Origin of the sequence: Paenibacillus sp. FSL W8-0187, assembly GCF_037969755.1 — a bacterium.
Lineage (GTDB): Bacteria > Bacillota > Bacilli > Paenibacillales > Paenibacillaceae > Paenibacillus_AQ.
In genome coordinates, this window is sequence record NZ_CP150206.1 from 3857667 (window position 1) to 3878982 (window position 21316).

General features: G+C 53.1%; 11 protein-coding genes. 1 reads left to right on the forward strand and 10 read right to left on the reverse strand.

From position 1 onward, the window contains the following. Positions 1-198 precede the first annotated feature (198 nt). Positions 199-537, forward strand: coding sequence for a hypothetical protein (locus MKY48_RS17220; RefSeq protein WP_339264916.1), 339 nt, complete (start codon positions 199-201; stop codon positions 535-537). Positions 538-846: 309 nt separating this feature from the next. On the opposite strand, the gene MKY48_RS17225 is transcribed toward MKY48_RS17220, so the two are convergent. From MKY48_RS17225 to MKY48_RS17270, 10 genes are all read right to left on the reverse strand, one after another. Next, positions 847-1278, reverse strand: a complete 432-nt coding sequence (locus tag MKY48_RS17225) for a universal stress protein (RefSeq protein WP_339264918.1) — start codon at positions 1276-1278, stop codon at positions 847-849. A 5-nt stretch (positions 1279-1283) separates the two neighbouring features. Beyond that, complete coding sequence (locus MKY48_RS17230) at positions 1284-2516, reverse strand: MFS transporter (protein WP_339290037.1); 1233 nt, start codon at positions 2514-2516, stop codon at positions 1284-1286. Positions 2517-2737: 221 nt separating this feature from the next. Continuing rightward, positions 2738-3298 (reverse strand): XRE family transcriptional regulator, encoded by a 561-nt coding sequence (locus MKY48_RS17235; protein ID WP_339264922.1) that lies wholly within the window; start codon positions 3296-3298, stop codon positions 2738-2740. Positions 3299-3715: 417 nt separating this feature from the next. Beyond that, a complete protein-coding gene (locus MKY48_RS17240) occupies positions 3716-4642 on the reverse strand; it encodes an alpha/beta hydrolase (RefSeq protein WP_339264923.1) in 927 nt (308 codons plus the stop codon). Between the two features lie 676 nt (positions 4643-5318). Next, entirely contained in the window at positions 5319-5777 is a 459-nt protein-coding gene (locus MKY48_RS17245) for a cupin domain-containing protein (protein WP_339264925.1), read from the reverse strand. Between the two features lie 589 nt (positions 5778-6366). After that, the gene (locus MKY48_RS17250; RefSeq protein WP_339264927.1) at positions 6367-7740 is read right to left on the reverse strand and encodes a M20/M25/M40 family metallo-hydrolase; all 1374 of its coding nucleotides are present in this window, start codon (positions 7738-7740) and stop codon (positions 6367-6369) included. 200 nt (positions 7741-7940) lie between these two features. Beyond that, entirely contained in the window at positions 7941-9221 is a 1281-nt protein-coding gene (gene fabD, locus MKY48_RS17255; protein ID WP_339264928.1) for an ACP S-malonyltransferase, read from the reverse strand. 22 nt (positions 9222-9243) lie between these two features. Continuing rightward, complete coding sequence (locus MKY48_RS17260; protein ID WP_083659573.1) at positions 9244-9960, reverse strand: alpha/beta fold hydrolase; 717 nt, start codon at positions 9958-9960, stop codon at positions 9244-9246. Positions 9961-10000: 40 nt separating this feature from the next. Then, the gene (locus tag MKY48_RS17265; RefSeq protein WP_339264932.1) at positions 10001-10972 is read right to left on the reverse strand and encodes a hypothetical protein; all 972 of its coding nucleotides are present in this window, start codon (positions 10970-10972) and stop codon (positions 10001-10003) included. A 33-nt stretch (positions 10973-11005) separates the two neighbouring features. Next, positions 11006-21307: an amino acid adenylation domain-containing protein gene (locus tag MKY48_RS17270; protein WP_339290039.1), complete on the reverse strand. Its 10302-nt coding sequence runs from the start codon at positions 21305-21307 to the stop codon at positions 11006-11008. Positions 21308-21316: the final 9 nt, after the last annotated feature.

Sequence of the window (21316 nt, forward strand, 5' to 3'; positions counted from 1 at the left end):
ATAGGTGTCAATGAAAGTAAGCACTTGCATCAGGACGATTGGGGTTCGGCCCTGGGATTTGATTGGGCGTACCGCCATTCGGAGGCCGTTAAAGGAATAGCCTACATGGAGGGAATCATAAAACCTCGTAATTGGAGCGAGCTCCCGGAACCTGGACGGAAAACTTTCCGTGCATTACGATCCGTAGAAGGTGAACAGATGGTATTAAAACACAACTCTTTCATCGAGACTAATCTCCTTCCAATCGGCATTCTGCGTAAGTTGACGGAGGAAGAAATGACGGAATATCGCTGGACACTCTCGCTGCCTGGCGAAGGACGCCGACCGACGTTAACCTGGCCGCGACAACTTCCGTTTGATGGAGATCCGGCTGATGTGACGGACATTGTTATCACGTACGGAGAGTGGTTAGCAGAGAGCTCCGTCCCGAAACTCAACTGTGATCCGGGCACTTTGCCGACATCTCATGTTGAGTTTTGTCGTAATTGGCCAATGCAAACGGAGATCACCGTACGTGGACTTCATTATCCCCAGTAATCGACCTCAAGACCGCTTTTGTCAGACGACAAAGCCCATAAAAAACAGGGAGCATACCACCGACAACACTGCTCCCAGTTTTGATGGCATTCGGCTAGAGCAAATCGACTGTTTTTTACAAGCAATCTATTAAGATTGTCGCAACCCGCACCAGACATTAGATAACCATCTAATCGGACAAGTAATCAAAAGGGATATAGAAAACAGCGGCATTGTAGGACACAAATATCCTAGAATGCCGCTGTATGATTCATCTATAACGTTCCCCGTTAGTAAAACAATGCATCATTTCTGCAGTTCCCGAAGGAGTTAATGTACAATCAGGACTGGGCAACTTGATAGCTGTGAAACCTTGTGGCTGACACTTCCAAGCATCATTTCTTTTATGCCCCTTAGCCCACGGCTTCCGATAATAATAAGTTGCTGCTCGGTATCCTTTGCATAATTTAATATTTCACGTGCAGGGTCTCCCTTAAGATGAACTGTTTCCGTGTTAATCCCCGCAGATTTTAATTTAGATTTGGTTTGTTGCAGCTGTTCCAAACTCGCTTTCTCCATTTCGTTCAATAATTCTTCCAAGAAATTCTCGGGTACATATGTCATGCCATTTGACACATAATCCTGGCTGACATTAACCAAGGTAACTTGAGTTTGTTTATTTTGGGCTATTTCAACGGTTGCATCAAGGAGTTTGTTCGTTATTTCAGATTTATCAATGGCCACCATAATTTTGTCAAACATAGTTATCATCCTTTCCGTGGCAGTTCGTAACCATCTCGACTACCTACAACACGATTACTCGCTGCTCCTATACCAACTAAAAAGAGTAAGACCGAAGCCCCAAGAAGAATGAAAAGTGGCAGGTTCCAACTATTTGTTGCATCGTGCAGATATCCTATAAGGGCTGGACCGATTGCGGCAAGAAGATATCCGATCGATTGGGCCATGCCAGATAGTTCCGCTGCTTGATGCGCATTTTCAGTGCGTAACCCGAAAAACATCATGGCCAAACTAAAGGCGAAGCCTCCACCAATTCCGAGTATGATGATCCACAACAGAATGACATTGGAACTTCCGTAAAGAAGTCCGAGCGTCCCCGTCAAAAGCAAAATGGTTGTGATGACCACTAACAAACGTTGGCTAGACATACGCCCAGCAATAACAGGGACAATAAAGGTAAATGGAAGCATCGATAACTGCATGATCGAGAGGAACCATCCAGATTGGTTGGAGTCAATTCCTTGCTGCTTTAAAATTTCAGGCAACCATGCGATCAACACATAGAAAACCATAGACTGTATACCCATAAACAAGGTTACTTGCCAAGCAAGCGGGGATCGCCAAACATTCACATCGTTACTGACCATCTTTTGACTTGTCTTGGCTGTTTGATTCGCTTGATTTCTTAATTGGGGTAACCAACAGAGGATCGATACAAAGCTTAGAATCCCCCATATTCCCAATGCTCCCTGCCATTTTAGCCCTGCGTTCATGGCTAGCGGTACACTGATTCCCGATGCGATTGCTCCACATAAATTCATTGAAATGGAGTAAACTCCTGTCATGGAGCCAATTTTATTTGGGAAATCCCGTTTGATTATACTGGGCAATAATACATTACATATGGCAATGGCGAATCCAAGAACTGCTGTTCCAATAAACAGATTAACTGAGCCAGATAAAGATCGTATTACAATACCAACAGTCAGAAAGATTAGGGCAATCAAAATGATACGCTCAACCCCATATCTTCGTCCTAACTTTGGTACTAGAGGCGATAATAAAGCAAAGGCAAGCAAGGGTACCGTTGTGATCAGGCCTGCTAATGTATTTGAAATATGAACGTCATCCCTTATAAAACTCACTAAAGGACCAACTGAGGTTAAGGGAGTACGTAAATTAGCTGCAATAATAATAATGCCGAGAATGATCAGCCCTATTGAGGATGGTACGGCTTTTTTGTTTTGTTTGTTCGGCATTCTTCATTTCTCCTTCCTGAACTCATACGTAGTGTTTGTTTCCTGCTGATTGAAAAAAACTATGCAATAACATCCGCGCGAACAACAAAAGTATAGTATAATATAATATAAATAACAAGAAGTATTTTATAACATACGTTAACTCATCTGAAAACAAAAATACAACTCTGAATTCCCGTCATGGAATTCAGAGTTGTATTGAATAGTGGCATTTTCGATTTTTAGAAACCATACTTTAAGGATATATGGAGCACTGTTTCGTTATTCGTATGATTGGTATAAGAGTGAGGAAAATCTGCACGAAAACTGATCGTATCATATTGATTCAATGTGTAAATCTCTCCATTGAGTTGAATATCAATGGAACCCGTCATTACTGTTGCAATTTCAGTTGTATTCACATGATGACCTTCAGGGTGATAAGAGCTATTTGGCTGTAAGTAAGCCCGACACATTTCAATATCGTTGCTTTTAAAGACTGGTTCAATGATCCAATTTTTTTGATCATTAGAAAACCGCAGTCCTTCGCCTGCTCGATACAAACTAACAGGGTCTTCTGATTTGAACAAAGCCAATAACGGTAAAGATATGCCTTTTGAAATTTTCCATATAATCGCCAAAGTTGGATTTGTATCGCCACGTTCGATATTCCCCAGAGTAAGTTTGCTTACGCCAGTTAATTCCGCTAAGTCGTCTAAACTCATGTTTTTTTCTTTTCTGTACTTTTTCAAGGCACCGCCGATTTGTAATACAATTTGTTTTGATTCATCGACTTCATCCATTTGATATTCACCTCAACAAATAACTTTATAGCTAGTATATTGTTTATCTAGACTCTTTTCCATAAGATTAGTATTTGATGGTGGACTACACTCCTATGAAAAATTCTAACATCTATGTATTAATATTCCTGTTAGCGTAATCTGCTGGGAAGTTGGTACAGTGTAGTATTCTGTTACTCTAATATTTTTCTGATGAAGAAGTTCTTTAACGATATCTAATGGTAACTTCTCAGTCTGCACCGCGTGTGCTGCAAAGGCATGACTAAAATACTAATTGGTAATCGGCTTATGTTCTTGTCTCTCAGCAATTTTCTTGTCCTCCGACATTTGTCGCTTCAGCCTAAATCAATTAATCTATCGCCTCCGTTAGTTCAATGACTACATCAACAAAAGAACGGAAAAAATGCCGTTCTTTTGTTATTGCACGAATTTTTTATCATCCATATTTGCTTGTTTAACGTCCAACCAATTTGTATTATGCAACATCTCCGAAGAATCCCCATGAAATGCCTTCATGGCTTCCTGATCATCAAACAGCCGATATCTCATCCAAGCCGTCAAGTAACCCCTATGATTGCCACCATTACCTTCAATCGCAGTATGAGCTGCACCTTTTGCCATCCCCATCATAACAGGCGTACTTGCGTTAGTACTATGCAAGGCTAATTGATTCGTTGATACCGGTGAGATTAGAAAATCTCGTGTACCGCCCATAATGAAGAAAGGAACAGTAATGCGTGCTGTATCGTACATATCTTCTGGATCACAATGCTTCAAATCCGGGAGAGCGATGGATACAACCGTCTTAATCAAGGATCCACTTATATAGTTGGTATGAGCATTAATGACCCCAGTAGACCCTTGAGAATGTCCAGCTACACCAATATGTTCCATTTGTATTCTTTGATAAAACAAGCTGTTTGCTAGTTGGTTTTCATTTTTCAAATAATCAATAGCCTCCACAATTTCTTTGCCTGTTCCTGTTGTCTTGCTATAGGAATCTATTACAATGAATCCCCAGCTAGCAAGATGAGTTAAGAGCTCATCATAACGATCTGGCGTGGCATCTGTTCCATTCCCCCAAGAAATAATAGGATAGGATTCGTCTCCTTGAAATGCTGGGTAGTAAATTCTAAATAAAGCCTCACCGCTCGTACTCTTAACTTCTTCTACCTTTACATGATAGCTTCCTTGCTGTGCATAACGCTGCTCAATGCTTCCTTCTGCAAGTTCTGGTACATTAGAATGAATGATTATTTGCATGAAAATTGTTATTGGAACTGCAACGATAAGGACTAAAGCTGACAACCATAAAATCCACTTTCGTTTTTTCAAAACCGACATCACGTGACCTCTACGATAGTCTATAGATTTCTCTATCGTTTTCTCTGTTAAAATATAGAACTAAAGGGATATACGTGAAAGATGTAGTTATGTTTCATTAAACAAGATGCTAGATTGAAAAATAGATACGGAGGACCGAGAATAGCTTAAAAAATACGATTTGCTGTAAGTGCAATAGACTCGAAGTTGATCACCAAAGAGATGTGATGGTTGATACTCCGATGCTTGAGTGAATACAACGCTCGTTATAATAATCAATATAGGACGTGACCACGCTATAAGCTTCTGCTTTGTTAGTAAATAAATTCGAATGTCGTTGCTCAGGTTGATAACCTTCTTCGTTGAAACACCTAATCGACAAAGGTCCTCCACAATGCACCCAATTTTGTGTCAAAATCCTACAATAGGTATAAAAAAAAGCCCAGTGAATCAGGCTTTAGTACTGTTCGTAATGTGGTCACATTGGTCTCATTAGACATCATCCCGCAGAATACAAGGATTGTATCAGGAGATCCTGCCCGCCGGTCGGGAATTATTCTGGCAGCTAGTCCGCTCGAAATTGGTACCGGGGCATCGCTAAAGCCCCGGTTCTGAAACCATGGAGCCCGGAGTATACGTACATTACTGTTGCGGCGGTTTCGGTTTCGGATTTCTCCGGCGAGTAGAAATTAGAATGTTACGCTTGTTCTGCCCAGTTAGCCGGATATGTTACATAGATAAATCGTGCATATTCTGGCACAGAAAATTGAATCCTGCTTCCATTTGGAATCAGGATCACTTCTCCTGGTCCAGCTGACACCTTTGTACCATCGATGATAACGTCCAGATGTCCCTCAATCACATAATCAATTTCATCGTAGTTAAGTGTCCAGTCAAAGGTTGTTTTTTTCATCTCCATGATACCGCAGCCAAGTCTTGGACTTTCCTTTAGCGAAAAAAGATCTTTACAATAGACGATATCATTAGTGTTGCCTGTATCGAGACGATCCTCTTCTGTTACTTTCATATTTGGCACTTTAATAGAAGTAATCCCTCCTGGACCTCTATGAACGTTCTGTTCAAAAGCATCAGCCCCTACTTTTTCCATGATGACTTTACGAACCATCTCTTCAATCATCTTTTTATCGATACTCATGGGTACCCTCCTCTACTTCTTAGGTGCAGTTTTTTGGAACCATTTTACTTGCAATGAGCATAGCAACCATTACAGCCGTGATACACTTTTGAACATCGATTCTGTTCTCGACTAAAAGAGGTGTGAAACAAATTTTTGCCATTTCCTCATCTCCCATACCAGAGAATAAACACAAAAAGGCCTAAAGTTATACCGCTTCCTAACAAGTAGGAATGCTATAACCTTAAGCCTCTTTGCTTTAGTAAGACTACGCCTTTGTAGTCCTCTATTACATTTTAAACGTGAATGAAACGTTTGTTTCACACGCTGTAGATTCAAATTGCATGCTCCCTTAAGTTTATCCTCTACATAGCTATTTACAATAGATAAAACTAAACTTTTTTGTGAACATTCTTCAACGTTGAATCCTTTGCCATCATCTATAACTCCAATCGTGCAAAAGCTGTTGTTGGCAACTCATAGAAATAACGATGTGTCCATGCTCACAATCTTGAAAAGCTATGCAAAAAAAGCGCTTGAAATGGCCATTTGCATTTCAAGCGCTAATAAAATTGTAAATATGCGAATATTCAAAACGTTTTAAAAGGCATCATGGCATCGCTCCGTACCGTTCCAGCACCCGGTAAATCGCATCCGTGCCGAACCCGACCGCTTCTACAGGAATGCGTTCATCAGCCGCATGAATCAGTTTGGTAAACTGCATGTCCTTGGGCAGCGGCATTGGCAGGAAACCGTAGGTTTGGATGCCGAGCCTCGCAAACCATCTTCCGTCCGTTCCTCCGGGCAGCAGCATCGGCACCGGAACGGCCTCCTTATCCGCTTCTTTCAGCACGTCGGACAGCAACCCGAACATCCCCATGTCGGGAGCTTCGGCGCATGGGTCATGACGCAGCACCTCCAGCTCGATCGAATCATGAATCGCGAATCGGCGCAGCTCGTCCATAAATTGCTGCGGAGTGACGCCCGGCAGCGTTCGGCCGTCGAGCTCAACCGTAATTTCGCTTGGATGAACGTTGATTTTCTCGCCGCCGCGAACAACGGTCGCGCTGATCGTATTACGCAGAAGAGGGGCGAATGTCCCTCCCTTTTCCCCCAGCAGCTTCAGGATGAGGCCGCACAGCCGGGGACGCAGCAACCCTCTCAGCAGCAGCGCCGGCAGCAGCGGCAGTGCGGCGGCCATGCCTTCAATCATCAACCGCGCCGCTGGTGTCACACGTATCGGCAGCTTATTCCTGCTAAGCGATTGAAGCATGTTCCCCAATTGCGCCATACAGTCGGCTCCAGGATTGCCCATGGAGCCGTGGCCACCATCTCCTCGAATCGTCGCTTTGAGCCAACAGAGCTGCTTCTCCGCCACCATAATCGGATAAAAGGTTTTTCCCAGCGCATGAAACGAGAAGCCGCCGAATTCGCCGAGCGCATACTTGACGCCCGCAAAATAATCGGCATGCCGCTCTACCAGGAAGGAAGCCCCGTATTCGCCCCCTGCTTCCTCGTCGCTGACAATCGCCAGAATGAGATCGCCACGCAGCGGCAGCTTGCGTACATGCGCGCGGAGGAAAGCCGATACGAGCATCGCCAGGCCGCCTTTCATATCAAGAGCGCCCCGCCCCCAGACGAAGCCGCCCTCGATGTTGCCCCCGAACGGGTCGCGGCTCCAGTCTTGCTTCCCTGTGCCAACGACGTCGACATGCCCGTACAGCAGCAGCGGCGGTGCCTCCCCGCTGCCCTTCATCCTGGCCAGCAGATTGGGCCGGGCCGGATCAAGCGAACAGGTCCGTGTCTCAATGCCCGTATCCTCAAGCAGTTGCCGGATATACATGATGCATGCGGCTTCCTCACCCGGCGGATTTGTTGTGTTAAAGCGGATCAATGCCTGCAAAATCTCCACGGGAGACGGCAGCTCTTCCGGGCGCTTGACTCCATCTTGATCCAACTCGTCATTGTTCAGCCGGATCCCCATGACCCCGCTCCTTCCTAATAAGAGGTTGTTCAAAAAGTCCGCTTTTGATCACGAAGTAACACTGAAAGCATATTCGACATCGAATCTTGAATTCAGCCGGGCCTTCCGGTGCTCACGTACCCACTACGTACGTTCCGCTCCTCTGACCCTAGCTTTATCCAACCTTCTCGGTGCTGAAAACCGACCTTTTTGAACACGCACTATAATGGACTGCCCGCGTATGGCCGGTCGGCAGGAGAAACGCCCGGCAAGCTGCGCAGGCCGAACTCATCGCACAGCCTTGCGAGTCGCCGCTCCTGCTCATCGGCGGACGTGCCTTTGGTGCGAAACACCGATTCCAGCATCGCCAGCGCTTGCCGAACATGCGCTTCCGCCACTTGCTCTCCCGTCTCCCGAAGCCGATCAACCAAGCGCTGCACGCCGCGGTAAGGCGAAACGACGCCTTGTTCATATTCGGCCGCGTTCCAGTTGCGGTTGCGGACGCACGTAGCGATAGCCAGACAACGATTCAGCAGATCAATCGAATAAGCGTCCGTTTGCCGGCTTGCGGCAACCAGTTGCGCTTCATCCTCCTTGTCGTCAAAAGCGAATACGCGTAGTCCGTCCGCTGGCGCCAGCCGTTTCAATACATTGCCCGGACCCAGTTCTACGGCAGAGGCAACGCCAATACTTTTCTGAAAGGCAAGGACAGCCGGCCAATTGACAGGGTCCGTCAATCCCCTTGCCAGCATACCCGCGATCTCCGCCGTATTTCCGTATGGCAGACCCGTCAAGGAGGAAACGACGGGAAAATCCATTTCTCCAAACGAGACGCGGCTCAGCACTTCGGCAAATTGTGCCGCCGCCGGCGCCATCAACGGACTATGGAACGGCGCGCTTACCTGCAGCGGAATGACTGCGGCCCCATGGGCGGACAGTCTTTCGGACGCTTCATGGACAGCCTCTTTGTGGCCCGAAATCACCGTTTGCCGGTCTGAATTCATATTCGATACCACAACAATACGGCTTCCGTCCGTGCAGCTTGCGCTGATTTCCAAGCATACTTTGGCGACAACATCGGGACTCGGCCCGTTCACGGCGGCCATTGTGCCGATCCCTGCAGCGGCGGCCCCTTGCATCAACTCGCCGCGGCGGCGTACGAGCCTGAGCGCATCCGGGAACGTTATGGCTCCCGCGCAGGTTAAAGCGGTAATCTCGCCCAGGCTGTGGCCGGCTGCCATCGCAGGCAGGTATCCCCATTCACGACTGTAGACGCTGTACATTGCCACACCAAGCGCAAGAATAGCGGGTTGGGCATTGTCCGTCCTCGTCATCTCCGTTGTCGGTCCCTCATACATCAGGCTGTCAAGGCGCATGCCCAGCGCTTCGTTCGCTTCCTCCATCGTCGCTTTGACAACCGGATACCGCTCGCTCAGCATTTTTCCCATCCCGACGCGCTGCGATCCCTGACCGGGAAACCATATCGCATGTTTGTTCAGCATCTTCCATCACGCTCCTTACGGGTCAGATCGGGGCAGGCGCCTCGGTCAGCTTTTTGTTAATCACCGCTACAACATCGGATTCCCACTCATGCAGGAAAAAATGTCCGCCTTCAAACAGCATCAGCTCGCAGCCTCCCGTCGCGTACCGCTCCCATTCGCCGAGCGGGCCTTTGACGCAGCCGTCATCTTTACCGCTCAAGATGGTGAGCCGGAGCGGCAGCGGCGGCCGCATTCGATGCTCGTATTCGCCGACAAGCTTGAAGTCGGCTCTTAGGATCGGCATAAACATATCCAGCAGCTCCCGATGCCGGAACAGCTCGTCCGGCATGCCGCCAAGCCGCTTCACTTCCTCGAGAAACTCGTCATCCGGAAGCAGATGGGTCCGGCGAGCCTCCTTCTGCTCGCAATGCGGTGCCCCTCTGCCGGAGAGGAAGACTGCCGCAGGCAGCGGGAATCCTTCTTCCCGCAGCGCATGCAGCACCTCATACTCGAGCAGGCTGCCCATGCTGTGGCCGAATAAAGCATAGGAGTCTGAGCCAAGCGCCGTCTCTCTTACCAGCGGCAGCAAATCCCGCACGGCCTCCGCCGCGTCCGCATAGAACGGCTCGTCCATGCGGCTTCCCCTGCCCGCCAGTTCGGCCGGCACCAGACGCACGCCGGGATGCAGCCGGTTCGTCCAGCGTTTGTACACTTGAGCGGAGCCCCCTGCATATGGCAAACAAATTAAAGATATCGTCATAACGCCCGCCTCCCGGGTAACATGTTGACGCAAGCGGCTTTTACGCGCCGGCGACAAGCATGGTCCAGAACGTTTTTTCCTTCGCGAACAAATCGTCCGCGAGCGCCAGCTCTCTGCCGCGTTCGAAGTCCCCCGTCACAAATCGGTCCTTCACCAGATCCCATCCGTCCCTCACTGCGCCAAGCTGACCGGACAGCGACTCATGCAGCGCTTCGCCGATCAGCCCCTTCTCCCGCAGGGAGCGGAGCAGCGACGTGTTGGCGATATGCCGGTTGCAAATGATGTTGACGCCGACAAGGCCATAGGTCAAATGAGCTTGCTTCTTCTCCGGGTCGGAATCTACATTCCACATGCCCTCTATGGAGAACTCGCCAAGCTCCCTCGCCAGCCGCTCCGCATTTTCCACCACTTCAGTCAGCTTCAACTCATAGGGCTGAATTTTTTCCTGCAAGTTGTATACGTAGAAGGCAGGCCCCAAATAGCTCGGGTTCACGTTGTATTCCGAGTTGCCGTACGCCTTGAGCAGCCTTTCCTCCGGCACCTCGTGCTCCTCGTAGCCGGCAAGCGTATCGTCAATGACGTAGAAGACGCCGCGCTCCTTGTCGTATCCATTAAACAGCGAATAATGATACCAATGGAACCTTTTCCAGGCCATACTGCCCGGCAGCCAGTCATACAGATCGACGTTTACGCTCAAGTTGCGTCCGCCCTCCAGCATCGCCCTGATTTCCTCCGGCACCGTCTCCATGCTGCGGAAATGACCGGGCTCGATATAGCGGATCACCTGCGACAGCGGGAATCTGGCCGGATCGTCCATATAATACAGCGTGTCAATAGTCGGATAGCGGAAGTCTTTGTCGGTTGCGGCCTCCCAAGGAAAGTACCGGTAAATGTTCAAATACGCCGCATCCCTGTAGCTGGGATCCTCGGACACCGCTATGGAAAAGGCCTGGTTCAGCATGCAGTTCATCCAAAACTCGTTAAACGGTTTCCTTTTCATTGACAGCTTCATGGTTCGCCGCCCCCTTAGGCTCAGAATTTTGGTTCAAGCAAGCTTGCTTGCCGCAAGCACAGCACTGATTTTTTTCTTTGCTCCGTCTTCGACCAGCGCGTGTATGATCGCCGTATAATCATCCGCCAGCGCCCAGGCATTTTCTTCGTGGAAAAGACTTGTCGCATATTCCAGCGTAAAGCCGATCTTGCCGTCCTGCTCCACCGCTTCAAGCGTCAAATCGAATTTGCTGACGCCCGGATCGAACTCTTTGGGGTCAAATTCAATGCCGCCCGAACGGTAAGCGACGCGATCGATATTTTGCAAAATAAACATCGTAACGAACAGCGGGTTGCGGCTGCGGTCCTGTTCGATTCCCAGCTTTTGCACCAAATCCTCAAACGGGTAATTCTGGTGTTCCAGCGCCCGCAGTACATCCTCATGCAGTTCGGTCAAATAGTCGCCAACGGTCCGGTACGATTCCGGGAAGCTGCGAATCGCGACCGTATTGACGAACATCCCGATCAGCCCTTCCAGCTGCGCATGATTGCGGCCTGCTACCGGTGTGCCGATAATGATATCCTCGTCACCGCTCCATTTGCTCAGCAGCATCGCATAAGCTCCGAGCAGAACGGTGTACAACGTCGTGCCGCGCTCGCGCGCAAACGCCTTGATCTGGAGCGTCAGCCCCTCATCCAGTCTGAAGTTGATCAGACTGCCCTTGAAGTTTTGCAGTTCCGGTCTTGGCAAGGAAGTCTTGAGCTCCAGCGTTGGCAGTTCCCCTTCGAACGCCTCCAGCCAGTAGCGCTCATGCCCCATATAGGCCTCGCTGCCGATTTGTTCTTCTTGCCATACCGTGTAATCCCGGTACTGGATATCCAGCTCTGGCAGCTCGCCGCCGCCGTACAAAGTGGTCAGTTCCTGCAGCAGGACGCTGACGGAGACGCCGTCGGTAATAATATGATGCAAGTCCAGCAGCAGCAAATGGCGCTCCTCGCCAAGCGGAATCAATCCGGCACGGAACAGCGGGAGACTGCCGAGATCGAACGGACGGATAAAGCGCTCCATCAGCGCGCTGATGCCGCCGAATAATCCTTCGTCTCCGCCTTCCGCGAGCAGCTTGCCCGCCGCCATTCTCAGCTTAGCGCCCCGCTCCAACGAAAACACCGGCTCCGCATGCACGCGCTGGCGGAACTCGTCCTCCTCGTGATGGAACGTCGTCCTGAGCGATTCATGGCGGCGCATTATTGCAAGGAAAGCTTCCTCCAATCGCTCCACATCGAGCTTGCCCTGCATATGCACGGCGAACGGCACATGGTACATCGTTGCCTCGCCCGAGATCAGCCCCATCATAAATTGGCGGCGCTGCGCCCTCGACATCGGGTAATGCTCGCACTCCGGCTGCTTCGGAATGCGTGCGGCCGCCACGGTTCCGCTAGTGTCCAGATGGGCCGCTAAACCTTCAAGCGTAGGGTTCATAAAAATATCACGCAGCGGCATTTGGATGCCAAAGCGTTCCGCAATGCGGCTGATCATGCCCGCCGCCTTCAGGGAATGGCCTCCAAGATCGAAAAAGCTGTCCTTGGCGCTGATCGCATCCGTACCGAGCAGTTCCTTCCAAATCTCCGCCAGCTTGCGCTCGGTATCCGTCGACAGCTGAACAAGCTCTCGTGTGCCAGTGTCGGCTGGTCCCGGCTTCGGCAGCGACCTTCTGTCGATTTTGCCCGTTGGCGTAAGCGGAATCGCATCCAGAACGACCATGAAGGCCGGAACCATATAAGAAGGCAGCTTGTCCCCGAGAAATTCGCGCAACTGCGCGGTCAACCGGCCGGATGGCGTGTCGTCGTCTTGCTCTGCATCTGCTGCTGCGACGTTCAACATGACGACATACGCGCAAAGCGCATATTCCCCATCCTCTTCCTCGAATGCGGTAACGACCGTTTCCTTCACCTGCTCATGGCGAAGCAGCAGCTGTTCAATTTCACCGATTTCAATCCGGTGACCCCTGATTTTCACCTGGAAATCGCGGCGTCCCGCGTAGGCGAACTCGCCATTTTCAAGCCTGCGCCCAAGGTCGCCCGTGCGATACATGCGTTCGCCCGGCGCATACGGATTCGGCACAAAAGCGACATCCCATTCGGGATGGCTGAGATACCCGCGCCCGACGCCCGGCCCGCCGATGCAAATTTCGCCCGTCACGCCTGTCGGCTGCAGCTTCAGTCCTTCGTCAAGCACCATCATGAGGGAACCTTCGATCGGCGTACCGATCGAAATCTCCTCGCCTTCGGTCACTTCCCGCATTGAGGTCCACACCGTCGTCTCCGTCGGACCGTACAAATTAAACAATCTGGCTCCGGTAGCGGCGCGCAGCCTGCCGAGCACATCGGCCGTGAGCGGCTCCGCCCCGATCATCAATATGTGCAGCTGTTGCAAACCGTCCGTTTCGCCTCGCTGGTTCATCCACCATTTGAAGCGCGACGGCGTAATTTGCAGCACATCGATGCCGTACGTGTCGATCAGGCCTTGCAGCAAGGCGGCGTCGCCCCGTTCCTCTTCGCTCGCGAGTACAATCCGCATACCCAGCGTGAGCGGAAGCAGATTTTCAACGACAAAAATATCAAAGGAGACCGATGCCATCGCCAGGATGCTCTGGCCCTTCTCAAACGGAATCCGTTCTCGGAAGCCGCTGATGAAATGCGCCAGCCCGCGATGCTCGATCATCACTCCTTTGGGACGCCCGGTCGAGCCCGACGTATACAGCACATACGCCAAATGGTCCGGCTTATGGACTAACTCCGGATTGCCTCTGTCTGCCGCATACAGCTCCGGATCGTCCAGATACCACTCGGCAACGGCTCTCGTTACGACTCCTGCATATGCTTTTTCCGTCAGCAGAAGCGCTTCGCCGCAATCCTCAAGCATCCAGTCGATCCTCTCTTTCGGATAAGCGGGATCAATGGCGACATATGCGCCTCCGGCTTTCAGAATCCCCAAAATGGCGACAAGCAGCAGCGGGCTGCGGGACGCCATCAGCGCGACAATGCGCTCAGGCCCCACACTCTTCGCCCGCAAGGAATGGGCAAGCCGATTCGCGCGTTCGTTCAGCTCGGCGTACGTCACCGTCTCCGTGCCGAATTGAATCGCCGCCGCATCCGGCGTGCGCGCCGCCTGGCGCTCCACCTCCTGGACAAACCCCGTCCATTCCGTCGTGGCTTGCGAGGAAGCCGTCGCATCTCCTTGCTGGTCCGTCGTGTCTTTCTCGGCTCGAGTTTCCATCCTACCATTGCCCCCCTCTCTGCTAGCGGCCAGTACCGGCATGCTTCCTCCGGCCAACAGAGCCAGCAATTGATCCCGCTCGCTTTCACTCATCAGCTCAAGCTCGCCGACCGTGCGATCACGAGATCTGCACATCTCCCTTACGAGTACGGTATAGCTTTCCGCCATGCGGCGCGCGGTTTCTTCATGAAACAAATCCGTTGCGTATTCCAGTTGAAGCTCGATTTCCGCTTCCCGTTCCACCGCTTCCAGAGTCAGGTCAAATTTGCTTGTCCTCGTCTCGAACGGCATCACACCAAAGACGAGCCCGCCTGCTTCCATCACCGCCCGGTCCATATTTTGCAAGACAAACATGGCGTCAAACAAAGGATTGCGGCTTCTGTCGCTATCTGCCTTCAGCCCCTCGACCAGCTCCTCGAAAGGATACGTCTGGCGCGAAAGCGCCTCTACGACATGGTTATGCAGCTCCGCCATGTAGGCCCTTACCGTCTTGTCTCTTGCCGGCCTAGTCCGCAGCGCCAGCGTGTTGACGAACATGCCGATCATGCTATGCGTATCGGCATGTTCCCTGCCGGCGGCGGGAGTGCCCACAATCACTTCGGCCTGCCCGCTGTATTTGGCCAGCATCGCGGCAAAAGCGCCCAGCAGCACCGTATACAGCGTCGTCTTGGCTTCCCGAGCCAGCTTTCGCGCCGCTGCCGTTGTTCGCGCGTCGAGACGGAACGAATATCGGCGGCCCTTATAGCTCGGCAGAGACGGGCGCGGCCGATACGTCGGCAGCTCCAGCACAGAAAGCTTGCCTTCGAAGATTTCCATCCAGTATTGTTTATGTTCCTCATATGTGCCATTTGCAAATCCGGTTTCCTGCCACACCGCATAATCGCTGTATTGCACGCGTAACTCCGGCAGCGCTTGTCCGGCATACAGCTGCGACAGCTCATTCACCAGCAAACCGGAGGATACGCCGTCCGTAATAATGTGATGAACATCGAGCAGCAGCAGATGATCTTCCTCATTCAGCCGCAGCAGCCCCGCCCGCAGCAGCGGCAGCTTGTCCAGATGGAACGGGCGCTGGAAAACTTCCATCAGCCTCGTCACCTCGGCGCCGTCCGGCGGTGCTCCCCGCAGCGCTTCGTCTCCGGTCGACGCGGCACGATCCAGCGTCTCCAGCTTGAACGCATACGGCGGATGAACCATTTGCCTGAACTCGTCCTTTGTCATATGGAAGGTCGTCCGCAAGCTTTCATGGCGCGCGATCAGAGCCGTAAACGCGTCTTCCAGCCTCGCCGCATCCAGCCTGCCCTGCAAGCGGAGCGCAAACGGCACATGATACATGGTGGCGTCTCCGGCCAGCATCTGCATCATATATTGGCGGCGCTGGGCGCGCGACATCGGATACCAATCGCGGCGCTCCGACTTCGGGATCGGCTCGGCCGCCACAGCGGCACCGTCCCGCTCCTTCAGCCAGGCGGCTATTTCCGCAATGGAGGTAAGCTCGAATATCAGGCTAAGTGGAACCAGGGTGCCCGTCGCCTGCTGCAGCTTGCCCGCCAGCACGGCAGCCTTCAAGGAATGGCCGCCAACCTCGAAAAAGTCGTCGTGAATACCAATTGGTCCGGCCGTATCGCCCAACACTTCCTCCCAAATGGCGGCGACGCGCTCTTCCATCCCGTCTCGCGGCAGCTCCGGCTTTCCCCGCTCCCCGAAGTCCGGCTCCGGCAAGGCGCGCCGATCCACTTTCCCGTTCGGCGTCAGCGGTATCGCATCAATTGCCGCGATATAGGCCGGAATCATCGCTTCCGGCAGTTTGTCTTTCAGCTTTCTTCGCCATTCCCGCGAAGGGAGCTTGTCCGAAGCGACTACATAAGCGCACAGCTCCCTGTCGCCGCTTGCCTGCTCGCGGGCGACCACTACCGCATCCTCCACCTCGGGAAGGGAAATCAATTGCGAGCGAACCTCGTTCATTTCAATCCGCACGCCTCTGATTTTTACCTGCTGATCGGCCCGGTCCACATACACAGCGTTGCCGTCAGGCAGCCACTTTGCGATATCGCCGGTGCGATACATGAACCGGCCCTCGTTGTACGGATGCGGCAAAAAGCGCTCAGCTGTCATATCCGGTTTGTTCACATAACCGTCGGCAAGGCCGCTGCCGGCAATATACAGCTCCCCGGCTGCACCGATTGGAGCAAGCTGGCCGCCATAGCCGAATATATAAATTTCGACATTGTGCATCGGCCCGCCAATCGGCACATAGCCGCCGCGATAAGCGCCCGGCTTGTATGCGTACATATTGGAGCAGACCGTCGCCTCCGTAGGGCCGTAGCCGTTAATAATCCGCATCCCGGGATTAAGCTTCGTATACAGCTCCAGCGTTTCGTCTTTAATCGGCTCTACCCCAACGAGCATTTTGTCCAGCGTAATCGCGGAAGCCGATTGTTCCAGCAGCCGCGCAACCTCTTTCAGCAAAGACGGCGGCAAATAAGCGAATGTAATCCGCTCTTCCGCAATCACTTCGGCAATTCGCCGCGGATCAAGCAATTTCGGCTCCGGGTAAAGCACCGTGCACGCCCCGAACATAAGCGGCATAAACAGCTCCGCTACGCTGACGTCAAACGAAATATTGGTGAGGCTGAGGCATCTGTCACCCTCGCCGTATTGTCCGTCAAAAAACGTCCTGAGCGAATGTCCGAAATTGTAAAAGCTGCGGTGCGGCACCATGACGCCCTTCGGCTGACCCGTTGAACCTGAGGTATAGATGACATACATCGGGTCATCAGGATCCTGTGCCCCTGCGGCGGCAGCATCGTCTCCGCCGGAGAACAGCGTCTCATCCGTTATGTCCAGCACCTGCAAGGAGGCCGGCACGACGGTCGTAGATCCGGAACGCGCGCCGTCCGCGATTACCAGCTCCGCGCCGCTGTCCTCCAGCATATAGCGGATGCGCTCCTCTGGATGATGCGGATCTACAGGCAGATAAGCGCCTCCGGCTTTCATAACGGCGAGCATAGCGGTCAGCGTGGGGATGGAGCGCTCCGCCATGATGCCGATTACGCTGCTGCGTCCCACACCTTTGGCGCGCAAGGTTCGCGCCAGCGCATCGGTACGGCGATCCAGCTCCCGATAGGTCATGGATTCACCGCCGCAAGCTACGGCCGGCAGTTCGGGAACGGCCAGCGCCTGTTCCTTAAAGCAATCATGCAGACAGCGCGGCGGCGAAAAGTCCGCTTCGCGTCTCCCCAACGCCAGCATGTGCAGGCGCTCCTCCTCCGTCAGCATCTCCACTTCGCCTAGTGTGGCGTCGGGACGGAGCGTCACGCTGCGCAGCAGCTGCACATAATGCCGCATGAACCGCTCGGCTGTCGCGCGGCGAAACAAATCGGTATTATATTCCACGACAAGCCGCAATTCCGCACCATTCTCCACAGCCTGAATCATTAAATCGTATTTGGCGGTTCCATGCTCAAAGCGCTGGTGGCGATACGACAACCCCTCAGATGAAGCGTTTGGAATACCCAGGTTTTGCATGATGAACATCGTGTCAAACAGCGGACTCCGGCTGGCATCCCTTCTGTCCATCCATTGCGCAATTTCCTCGAATGGATAATCGGCGTGGGCGTAAGCCCCAGTCGCCATCTCTTTCACTTCGGACAAAAAAGCTCTGAACGGCTTGTCCGCGAGCGGATAAGCGCGCAGCGCCAGCGTGCCGGTGAACATGCCCGCGATCGCTTCTAGCACGCGCCTATTCCGTCCAGCAATCGGCGTGCCGACGGCAATGTCCTCGGCCCCTGTATAGTGGGCGAGGAACGTGTAATATGCCGATAGCAGCACCATAAACGGAGTCGTGCCCGATTCGGCCGCTAGGCTGCGCACAGCCTTCGTCAAACCAGCCTCGACGTAGACGTCGAACGTTTCGCCGCGATTGCCTTTGACGAGCGGCCGCGGGGCATCGGTTGGAAGCGCAAGCGTCGGCCAGTCTCCCCGGCATTGCTCGCGCCAATACCGTTCGGCGTTCCCAGAGAGCGGCCTGCTCTCCTGCCATACCGCATAATCCTTGTATTGCAGCGGCAGCGGCGGCAGCGAACCTCCCTGATATAAAGTCATCAGGTCGGACAAAAGAATGCCCGCCGACATGCCATCGGATGCAATATGGTGCATATCAAGAAACAGCACATGGCGCTCCGGCCCCAGCGTCAGCAAAGCTGCGCGGAGCAGCGGAGCCGTATCGAGCCTGAACGGCCGGAACAAGCTTTGCAGCACGGTCTCCGCTTCCGCTTCATCGGCCTCCATGCGAATCAAGCGGAAAGAAATGGCGTCGTGAACACGCTGTCTGATCTCTCCGTCGATGACGTGGAAGGTGGTACGAAGCGTCTCGTGACGCTCTACAATGGCTTGCAGGACGGCCTCCAGCCGATCTGCATCAATAACCCCGTCCAAGTGCAACAATTCAGGCAAATTATAGCTGCGATCATCCGGAATCGCCTGCTGTTGCAAATACATACGTTTCTGCGGCGATGAAACCGGATAATGCTCTTGCGGAGCCGCCTTTGGAATCGGCTCCAGCGTATCGCCGAACAAAGAGTCGGACACTTGGCCGGTCCATGGCCCGTCCTGCACTCTGGTTACTCTTGATCCGCCAACACCTCCAGCCGCCGCTTGCCCGTCACGAGTACCGTACGCCATTTTCCCGTCAATGGTGCTGGCTACCGCTTGCCCGCCGTTCGCCTCTTTCTCGCCGATCCCAACGCCTGCCCCTTGTCGATCATGCCCTGCGCTTGTTCTTTGCGCTGTCACCGCGCCGCTCTCCCTGAGACGCTGCTCGATCAGCGCTGTGAACGAAGGCAGATCCGCATGTCCCAGCAAATCCGCCGCCTGAATGCGTACGCCCACAAGCTCGCTGACCCGGTTTACTATTTTGAGCGCAATAATGGAATCTCCGCCCAGCTCATAAAACCCGGCATTCGCAGGCAATTCGTCATAACCCAGTAGCTCTCCCCAAACATCTGCGACATGCTGCTCCCATTCCAGGCGGGAGCGCTCTCCGGTTAACGTAACGCCGCGGCGACTCTGACTCGTCATCCCGCCGCTCCGCTGAAGCACGGCCTGCCATCTGGCAAACGTCTCGTTCATTTCTTGCCCAAGCTCCTCGGGAATATCTCCACCGAGCGAATATCCGCTCCAGGCGGCAAATGGCATATGAAGCGCTGCTCCAGCCCGCGTCTCCTCCACCCAGCAACGATGAGCATCGAACGGATACGTCGGAAGCGGCAGCCGATGGCAGCGTTGTCCCCGAAAGATTGCCTTCCAGTCGATCTCGTATCCGCCCACGTAACGTTGGCCCAGCTCCAGCGCTTCCAATTCCCGTTCATTTGAACCGGGTTGCTGTCTCATATTCCCGACCGGAGCTGAGTCGGCTGTCCCGAAGAGGACGTTCGGCAGCGCAAGGCCGTTAAGGCCGCTTTCGGCAACAGAATGCAAGGTGTGGACAAGCTCCTCCCAGCCGCTTACCGCAATCGCCAAGCGATACCGATGGGCTCCCCGGCCAACGGCCAAGGTGTAGCAAAGATCGGCTAGGCTGCGGTTCTCATCAGCGCGATGCTCCTGAGCCCAGTCCCGCATCAGCAGGACGAGCCGCTCCAGCGCCGTCATGCTGTGCGCTGACAAGCAGAACAGCTCCGCTCTGTCCGAATGACCCGATGGTGTACCGGTAGGAGCCTCCTCCAGCACAACATGGCAATTGGTCCCGCTCATGCCAAACGCGCTTACTCCACATCTTCTTGCTTCGCCGTTCGTCTCCCATGGCGTCAATTCGTCATTGACATAAACGGGCGAATCCACAAACGGAATGTTGCGGTTGGGCGAGCGATAATGAAGCGTTGGCGGAAGCTGCTTGTGGACAAGTGACAGGATCGCTTTGAGCAGCCCTGCAATGCCGGCGGCATGGTCGAGATGGCCGATATTGGTTTTCAGCGAGCCGATGGCGCAAAATTGCCGCTTATCGGTATATCTCCGGAAGGCGCGCGTCAGCCCGTCGATTTCGATCGGGTCACCGAGCGGGGTTCCCGTGCCATGAGCCTCCATATACGTCAAGGTTTCGGGATCAATGTCCGCATCCTGCCAGGCGCGCACAATGACGTCCTCCTGAGCGAGGGCGTTCGGGGCGGTAATGCCGACCGAACTGCCGTCCTGATTCATCGCGCTGCCTTTGATGACAGCATATATAGGGTCGCCGTCCTCCTGCGCACGCGACAGCGGCTTAAGCAGCAGCGCAATCACCCCGTCGCCAATGCCAGTTCCATCCGCCGAGTCGTCGAATGTTCTGGCCCGGTTGTCGCTTGACTCGATGCCAAGCCGTATACCGGTATCAAGCGGCAGCACGTTAATCTTGACGCTGCCGGCAATCGCCGCCTCACATTCACCGCTGCGAATTGACTGGCATGCCAGATGGACGGCTACCAGTGAGGAGGAGCAGGCGGTGTCCACGCTGATCGCCGGTCCGCGCAAATTAAGCAAATACGAAATCCGGCTCGGTATCATGGAGCTCAGATTGCCTGGCGCCGCCATGGACAAGGCATCCGGGTCCAAAGCTTCGATGATTCGCTTGTAATCATGCTGCGCGTCCCCGTTATAGCCCATAAAGACGCCGGTGCGCGAACCATGCAGCGCAGCTCCGCCGTACCCTGCATTCTCAAGCGCTCCCCAGGCCGTCTGTAGGAACAGGCGTTGCGCTGGACTCATCAGCGAGGCTTCCTTGGGCGAAAGCCGGAAAAAAGAATAGTCAAAACCCGAAATATCTTCGATATACGCCCCGTCAAAAAAGGAAACGGAGCCATATTGCGCCTCCATGCGGCGCAAATACGGCTTCAATTCCTCCTTGCGGGAATCCGGAAACCCGCCTACCAGATCCTTACCACTCCGCAGAAGCTCCCAGAATGCTTCATGCGATTCCGCGCGCGGCAGCTTGGCGGATATCCCGACAATCGCAATATCCTTGAGGGAAACATTGGAGACGGATCCCCCGCTCCGCCCCTTCCGCCCGGATGTGTCTTTTTTGGTATCCAGCAAATCCAGTTGAAACATGGCGCCCTT

Excerpts from the sequence above, each read along its gene's own strand:
- MKY48_RS17220 (WP_339264916.1), top strand. The coding sequence starts at position 199 with ATGGTATTAAAACACAACTCTTTCATCGAGACTAATCTCCTTCCAATC.
- MKY48_RS17225 (WP_339264918.1), bottom strand. The coding sequence starts at position 1,278 with ATGTTTGACAAAATTATGGTGGCCATTGATAAATCTGAAATAACGAAC.
- MKY48_RS17230 (WP_339290037.1), bottom strand. The coding sequence starts at position 2,516 with ATGCCGAACAAACAAAACAAAAAAGCCGTACCATCCTCAATAGGGCTG.
- MKY48_RS17235 (WP_339264922.1), bottom strand. The coding sequence starts at position 3,298 with ATGGATGAAGTCGATGAATCAAAACAAATTGTATTACAAATCGGCGGT.
- MKY48_RS17240 (WP_339264923.1), bottom strand. The coding sequence starts at position 4,642 with ATGTCGGTTTTGAAAAAACGAAAGTGGATTTTATGGTTGTCAGCTTTA.
- MKY48_RS17245 (WP_339264925.1), bottom strand. The coding sequence starts at position 5,777 with ATGAGTATCGATAAAAAGATGATTGAAGAGATGGTTCGTAAAGTCATC.
- MKY48_RS17250 (WP_339264927.1), bottom strand. The coding sequence starts at position 7,740 with ATGGGGATCCGGCTGAACAATGACGAGTTGGATCAAGATGGAGTCAAG.
- fabD (WP_339264928.1), bottom strand. The coding sequence starts at position 9,221 with ATGCTGAACAAACATGCGATATGGTTTCCCGGTCAGGGATCGCAGCGC.
- MKY48_RS17260 (WP_083659573.1), bottom strand. The coding sequence starts at position 9,960 with ATGACGATATCTTTAATTTGTTTGCCATATGCAGGGGGCTCCGCTCAA.
- MKY48_RS17265 (WP_339264932.1), bottom strand. The coding sequence starts at position 10,972 with ATGAAGCTGTCAATGAAAAGGAAACCGTTTAACGAGTTTTGGATGAAC.
- MKY48_RS17270 (WP_339290039.1), bottom strand. The coding sequence starts at position 21,307 with ATGTTTCAACTGGATTTGCTGGATACCAAAAAAGACACATCCGGGCGG.